General features: G+C 60.7%; 1 protein-coding gene. It reads right to left on the bottom strand.

Annotated elements, in window-relative coordinates; genetic code table 11:
* On the bottom strand, nt 1-262 hold a 262-nt coding region (locus ASU23_RS34905), incomplete at both ends, for a DUF6301 family protein (RefSeq protein WP_301336399.1).

The following is a 262-nucleotide window of genomic DNA, read 5'->3' as shown; positions in this document are numbered from 1 at the left end:
CGGGTTCGGCGCTCGTGGCTGTCCCCAGGAGCGCGGTAAATGCCACATCGAGGTTCGTGAACCCCTCGACCAGCAACGGGCGCACCACTGTCATGGGCGTAGCATCATCTGCCACGTCCGTGACGAAGATCGAGATCCAATTCATTCTGTGTTGCCGCCCGAACATTATCGATTCGGGCCGACCGACACGGAGTCCGGTCCGAATCGAGGCGCCGGTTTGATCCAATTCAACGACCTCCCATCCAGCCTGTGCGCAGAAGGG

The organism is Rhodococcus sp. KB6, from assembly GCF_001445685.1.
GTDB lineage: Bacteria > Actinomycetota > Actinomycetes > Mycobacteriales > Mycobacteriaceae > Rhodococcus_F > Rhodococcus_F qingshengii.
Note: the sequence above shows the minus strand (reverse complement) of the source record. Positions and strands in the feature narration are given on the sequence as shown.